1 pseudogene is annotated in these 625 nt (G+C 51.5%); it reads right to left on the reverse strand.

The annotated features are described in order from the left end of the window. A pseudogene (locus BHE85_RS18025) lies at positions 1 to 625 on the reverse strand (IS4-like element IS4 family transposase); the annotation flags it as partial.

Below are 625 nucleotides of genomic sequence, written 5' to 3' on the forward strand. Positions count from 1 at the left end.
GGCCAGTAACCTTTCAGATGTTCCGCCATTTTAATCATCTGATATCTCACCAGATTATAAGCCAGTAAGACACCCCACAGCTCTTGCTCCACAAGCTCCGGCTTTTTACTTCTCAGCGTCAGCCTGCTCAGTTGCATCGTCTGTTTTATCTCCCTGTATCCCAGTTCAATTTCCCAGCGATGACTGTACAGATCCGCCATTTCTCCTCCGGGGAAGCGCATGGCATCCGTCATCGACGTCAGCAGATGGCAGACTTTTCCTTTGCGCGTCACGGTCAGCAGGCGGGCTGTCACTTCATTTCCCAGTCCCGGCCACTTTTTTCGTGCCTGCGGGCTGGTTTTCAGCTTCACCAGATGATCGCCTTTACCCAGTTTTCTGAGCTCTTCATATTGCGCTCCCTTCCTGAGAGGTATCATCCAGTGGCGGTGTTCTCCCGCCAGGCTCCAGGCATTTAACAGTCCCAGTGAGTAATAACCTTTATCCATTAACGTCAGAGTGTTATCGCCGGTTTGTTCTATAAGTTGCTCAGCAAGCTCATTTTCGCTGTTCTTCATCGTGCCGAAGGCTGCAGCCGTCAGCAGATGGCTGGTCAGTTCCATCTGGCAGACCATTTTGACCTGCGGGT

The organism is Shigella sp. FC1567 (assembly GCF_001743015.1).
Lineage (GTDB): Bacteria > Pseudomonadota > Gammaproteobacteria > Enterobacterales > Enterobacteriaceae > Escherichia > Escherichia coli.